Origin of the sequence: Halorhodospira halophila, assembly GCF_016653405.1 — a bacterium.
GTDB classification, from domain to species: domain Bacteria; phylum Pseudomonadota; class Gammaproteobacteria; order Nitrococcales; family Halorhodospiraceae; genus Halorhodospira; species Halorhodospira halophila_A.
This window is the reverse complement of record NZ_NHSN01000015.1, coordinates 41,703-46,702: the sequence shown is the minus strand read 5'-3', so window position 1 is coordinate 46,702 and position 5,000 is coordinate 41,703. Positions and strand designations below refer to the sequence as shown.

The following is a 5,000-nucleotide window of genomic DNA, read 5'->3' as shown; positions in this document are numbered from 1 at the left end:
CCTAAGGCGAGGCCGAAAGGCGTAGCCGATGGGAAACGGGTTAATATTCCCGTGCCTCTTGTTGCTGCGATGGGGTGACGAAGAAGGCTAGGTCATCCGGGTGACGGATGTCCCGGTTTAAGCGTGTAGGCGGAGCCCTTAGGCAAATCCGGGGGTTCATACGCCGAGACGCGAACACGACGCTCTACGGAGCGGAAGTGACCGATGCCAGGCTTCCTAGAAAAGCCTCTAAGCTTCAGGCAGCAAGAGACCGTACCGATAACCAACACAGGTGGGCAGGGTGAGAATCCCAAGGCGCCTGAGAGAACCCGGGTGAAGGAATTCGGCAAAATGGCACCGTAACTTCGGGAGAAGGTGCGCCTCCGTTATGTGAAGCCCTTTGCGGGCGGAGCAGAGGGGGGCCGCAGTGACCAGGGGGCTGCGACTGTTTACTAAAAACACAGCACTCTGCTAACTCGCAAGAGGATGTATAGGGTGTGACGCCTGCCCGGTGCCGGAAGGTTAAGTGATGGGGTTAGCCCTTTGGGGCGAAGCTCTTGATCGAAGCCCCGGTAAACGGCGGCCGTAACTATAACGGTCCTAAGGTAGCGAAATTCCTTGTCGGGTAAGTTCCGACCTGCACGAATGGCGTAACGATGGCCCCACTGTCTCCATCCGGGACTCAGTGAAATTGAAATCGCAGTGAAGATGCTGTGTACCCGCGGCAAGACGGAAAGACCCCGTGAACCTTTACTACAGCTTCGCACTGGACCTCGAGCATGCTTGTGCAGGATAGGTGGGAGGCTATGAAGCGGGAGCGCTAGCTCCCGTGGAGCCATCCTTGAGATACCACCCTTGCATGTTTGGGGTTCTAACCTGGGCCCGTGATCCGGGTCGGGGACCGTGCGTGGTAGGTAGTTTGACTGGGGCGGTCTCCTCCCAAAGAGTAACGGAGGAGCGCGAAGGTACCCTCAGCGCGGTCGGAAATCGCGCAGTGCGTGTAAAGGCAGAAGGGTGCTTGACTGCGAGACCTACAAGTCGAGCAGGGGCGAAAGCCGGCCTTAGTGATCCGGTGGTTCTGTATGGAAGGACCATCGCTCAACGGATAAAAGGTACTCCGGGGATAACAGGCTGATTCCTCCCAAGAGTCCACATCGACGGAGGAGTTTGGCACCTCGATGTCGGCTCATCACATCCTGGGGCTGTAGCAGGTCCCAAGGGTACGGCTGTTCGCCGTTTAAAGTGGTACGCGAGCTGGGTTTAGAACGTCGTGAGACAGTTCGGTCCCTATCTGCCGTGGGCGTCGGAGACTTGAGAGGCTCTACTCCTAGTACGAGAGGACCGGAGTGGACATACCGCTGGTGGTCCGGTTGTCACGCCAGTGGCACAGCCGGGTAGCTACGTATGGAAGGGATAACCGCTGAAAGCATCTAAGCGGGAAGCCCGCCTCAAGATCAGGTCTCCCCGGACCCGCGAGGTCCCTGAAGGGCCGTCCAAGACGAGGACGTTGATAGGCGGGGTGTGGAAGTGCAGCAATGCATTAAGCTAACCCGTACTAATGGCCCGTGAGGCTTGGCCATATAACACCCAAGCGGATTGAGCACCGACATGCCGTAAGGCGTGACGGCAACTTCCCAGACACAAGTGGCCTAAACGCCACACCGCTTTGCCTGGCGACCATAGCGAGCGGGAACCACCCGATCCCATGCCGAACTCGGCAGTGAAACCGCTCAGCGCCGATGGTAGTGCGACCACGCTGTCGTGCGAGAGTAGGTCATCGCCAGGCCCCTACACCGAAAAACCCCCGTCTCCTCAATGGAGTCGGGGGTTTTTTATAGGGTCTTCGGTATAAGGGTACGGTATACCACGCCGGCAAGGTTGGGACGGGGTACCGAGGCCGTGCAACACCTGGATCAGAACACAGAGACCCGGCTCCTGCGCACACTGAGCGACGGGCGCTTCGCCTCCGGGACAGCGCTCGGCGAGGCGCTCGGTATCGGACGGGCCGGCGTGGCCCGGGCCGTGGCGCGCCTGCGTCAGGCTGGACTGCGCATCGACGCCGTACGTGGCCGCGGCTACCGCATCCCCGGCGGTTATGACCCGCTCGACGCGGTACGGGCGCGACAGGCCTGGGTGGCCGCCGGCGGCCCCGACCCGTCGCGTTTCGAGTGCCTCTACCGCCCCGCATCCACCAACGAGCACGCCTTGCAGACCGCTGAGCGGGGCACCGGGGTCGTCTTCGCTGAGGGGCAGTGTGCCGGGCGCGGGCGGCTGGGGCGGGCCTGGGTGTCTCCGCTCGGCAACATCTATCTCTCAGTGGTCCACGACTTTGCGACGGTCCCCGAGCCGCCGGCCCCCCTGGCCTTGGGCGTGGCGGTGTCGCTTGCTGAGAGGCTCCGCCCCCTGGGGGTGCCGGTTCAGGTGAAGTGGCCCAACGACCTGCTCGTCGCCGGCCGCAAGATCGGCGGCATTCTCACCGAACTGCGTGGTGACCCTCTGGGCCCCTGTCGGGTGGTGATCGGGGTCGGGCTCAACCGCTATGTGCCGGCGGCCACCGATCACCGGGGGCTGTCGCCCGGCGCAATCACCGACGCGCAGGTGCCGGGCACCGAACGCTCGACACTGGCCGGCTCGGTGGCGGCGTGGGTGGCCGTTGGCGCGCGGCGCTTCGAGCGCGACGGCCTGGCCCCGCTGCTCGTCGGATGGGAGGCAGTGGATGCCCTTGCCGGCCGGACCGTGCACCTAGAGGGCAGCGGACGCACGACCAGCGGCGTGGCCCGGGGGATTGATGAGCACGGTCGGTTGCGCGTGGAGACCGAGCGCGGCCTGGCCTGTTTCGCCAGCGGCGAGGCGCACCTGCACCGGAGCGCATCATGAAGCTGCTCCTCGATCTCGGCAACAGTGCGGTCAAGTGGGCCGCAGTTCCGCCCGCTCCCGCCCCGTGGCGGACCGGACGGCTGGCCTATGCCGAAGCCTCCGGGCCCGAAGGTGTCGTCTCGGCGTTGCGGGATGGCCTTGGCGACGCCGCGGCGCCCGCACGCATTTGTGTCGCCAGCGTGCTCTCCCGCGCCTGGCAGCGTGAGCTCGACGCTGCGCTCCAGCGCGCTTGGCCCGTACCGGTCCACCACCTGGCCAGCACCGCGAGTGCGGCCGGCGTCATCAACGCCTACCACCGACCGGAGCAGCTCGGTGTCGACCGCTGGGCCGCGCTCATCGGCGCGCGGGCCAGAAGCCCCGGCGGGGCCTGCATCGTCGATATCGGCACCGCCATCACCGTCGATGGCCTCGACGCCGACGGGCGACACGTCGGCGGCGCCATCTACCCGGGTCTGCGCCTGCTCCACGAAGCGTTGGCCCGGGGCACTGCCCGATTGCCCGATCCCGGCCCGGCGGCCAGCCCGGAGCTGCCAGCGTGCTCCACCGCCGACGGGATCCGCGCCGGTATCGGTGTTGGCACCCCGGCCGCCGTCGCCGCTCTGGCCGAGGCGATTCTGGCCGCCTGCCCGGACGGCTCGCAACGGCTGCTCACCGGCGGCGGCGCCGACGAACTCGCTCCGGCGCTCGGGCCGGGCTGGTGTCACCGGCCCCACTTGGTGCTGGAGGGTCTGCTGCACTGGAGTACCCACGAGGCCCCGCGTTGATGTTCGCTCGCCGCTGGCTGCTGCCGGTTGCGCTGCTGCTGACGCTGCCTGGGCCGGCCCCGGCCTTGGAGCTTGTCCCGCGCGGAGAGAGCGAGGCGGGCTGCTACGCCACGCCGTGGACAGCGGACCGGCAGCGGGCCGTGCAGCTGGTGGCCAGCCTGCGCCAGCGCGGCTACATCGCCGGCAGCGAGGAGGGGGTCCACGAGAAGCAGGTCGGCTACCGGGTGGCCGCACCGCAGCGTTTGCGCCTGGATCGCGCCCGTGAGCGGATCCGGACCGCGGAGGGGGCGGGCTTCAGCGCCGCCCTGGCCCGTGGCGCCGACGGCCGGCCCACCGTCTCCTACGGCACCCACCGGAAGCGCGTCGAGGCCGATCGCCGTGCCGCGAATCTCGCCCGGGTCGGGATCGAGACCACCGTCGAGCCCGTCTACCGCACCCGTACCACGGCCCGCGTGGTCGTGCGCGCCCCCGCATCGCGCCTGTCGGTGGTCCGTTTCGGGACCTTGTGGCGCCCGGTGCATTGCGATGCGCTCCAATGGTGATTACGATGCTCCGGTGATTGGGCTGGCGTAGCTCAGTTGGTAGAGCGGCTGCCTTGTAAGCAGCGGGTCGCAGGTTCGAATCCTGTCGCCAGCTCCAGCGTTGACAGAATCCGGACGGATCTGCATAATTTCGCATCCTGTATCCGGAGGGGTACCCAAGCGGCCAACGGGGGCAGACTGTAAATCTGCTGGCTTAGCCTTCGGAGGTTCGAATCCTCCCCCCTCCACCAGACAGAAAAGCGGCGCCACGCCGGCGGGCGGGCAGCGGGTACGAACGACGGCGTTTGGGTTCTGCGGGTGTAGTTCAGTGGTAGAACCTCAGCCTTCCAAGCTGATGACGTGGGTTCGATTCCCATCACCCGCTCCAGGCAGTTGGCCGCCGCAGGCGGCATAGCCAGTTCAGCGGGCCCATATAGCTCAGCAGGTAGAGCACTTCCTTGGTAAGGAAGAGGTCACCGGTTCGAGTCCGGTTATGGGCTCCATTTTTCACGGCGCAACACGCAGACGCCCTGTCAAAACATCAGCGAACACGGGGAGAAGCCGTCCATGTCCAAGGAAAAGTTCGAGCGCAAGAAGCCGCACATCAACGTCGGCACCATCGGTCACGTGGACCATGGCAAGACGACGCTGACTGCGGCCCTGACCAAGGTGCTCGCCGAGGCTCACGGCGGTGACGCCCGTGCGTTCGATCAGATCGACAACGCGCCGGAGGAGCGTGCCCGCGGCATCACGATCGCCACCGCGCACGTGGAGTACGAGTCGGAGAGCCGCCACTACGCCCACGTCGACTGCCCGGGTCACGCCGACTACGTGAAGAACATGATCACCGGCGCGGCGC

The 5,000-nt window shown here is 65.9% G+C and carries 4 protein-coding genes, 4 tRNA genes and 2 rRNA genes (1 of these 10 only partly in view); all 10 read left to right on the top strand.

Annotation, left to right across the window (positions count from 1 at the left end; all coding sequences use genetic code 11):
* Window positions 1–1,559 (top strand): 23S ribosomal RNA (locus CCR79_RS04645); it begins 1,337 nt to the left of the window's first position.
* 89 nt (window positions 1,560–1,648) lie between these two features.
* Window positions 1,649–1,765: ribosomal RNA gene (gene rrf / locus CCR79_RS04640) — 5S ribosomal RNA — on the top strand.
* Between the two features lie 113 nt (window positions 1,766–1,878).
* Complete coding sequence (locus CCR79_RS04635; protein ID WP_201169262.1) at window positions 1,879–2,856, top strand: biotin--[acetyl-CoA-carboxylase] ligase; 978 nt, start codon at window positions 1,879–1,881, stop codon at window positions 2,854–2,856.
* Window positions 2,853–3,620, top strand: coding sequence for a type III pantothenate kinase (locus CCR79_RS04630; protein ID WP_201169260.1), 768 nt, complete (start codon window positions 2,853–2,855; stop codon window positions 3,618–3,620). Before CCR79_RS04635 ends, CCR79_RS04630 begins: the two co-directional genes overlap by 4 nt.
* Entirely contained in the window at window positions 3,620–4,162 is a 543-nt protein-coding gene (locus CCR79_RS04625; RefSeq protein WP_201169257.1) for a hypothetical protein, read from the top strand. Before CCR79_RS04630 ends, CCR79_RS04625 begins: the two co-directional genes overlap by 1 nt.
* Window positions 4,163–4,183: 21 nt before the next feature.
* Window positions 4,184–4,259 (top strand) — tRNA-Thr (locus CCR79_RS04620).
* 48 nt (window positions 4,260–4,307) lie between these two features.
* Window positions 4,308–4,392: transfer RNA gene (locus CCR79_RS04615), tRNA-Tyr, on the top strand.
* 63 nt (window positions 4,393–4,455) lie between these two features.
* Window positions 4,456–4,529: transfer RNA gene (locus tag CCR79_RS04610), tRNA-Gly, on the top strand.
* A 39-nt stretch (window positions 4,530–4,568) separates the two neighbouring features.
* Window positions 4,569–4,644, top strand: a tRNA-Thr gene (locus CCR79_RS04605).
* Window positions 4,645–4,708: 64 nt separating this feature from the next.
* On the top strand, window positions 4,709–5,000 hold a 292-nt coding region (locus CCR79_RS04600), incomplete at its 3' end, for a GTP-binding protein (protein WP_242510825.1).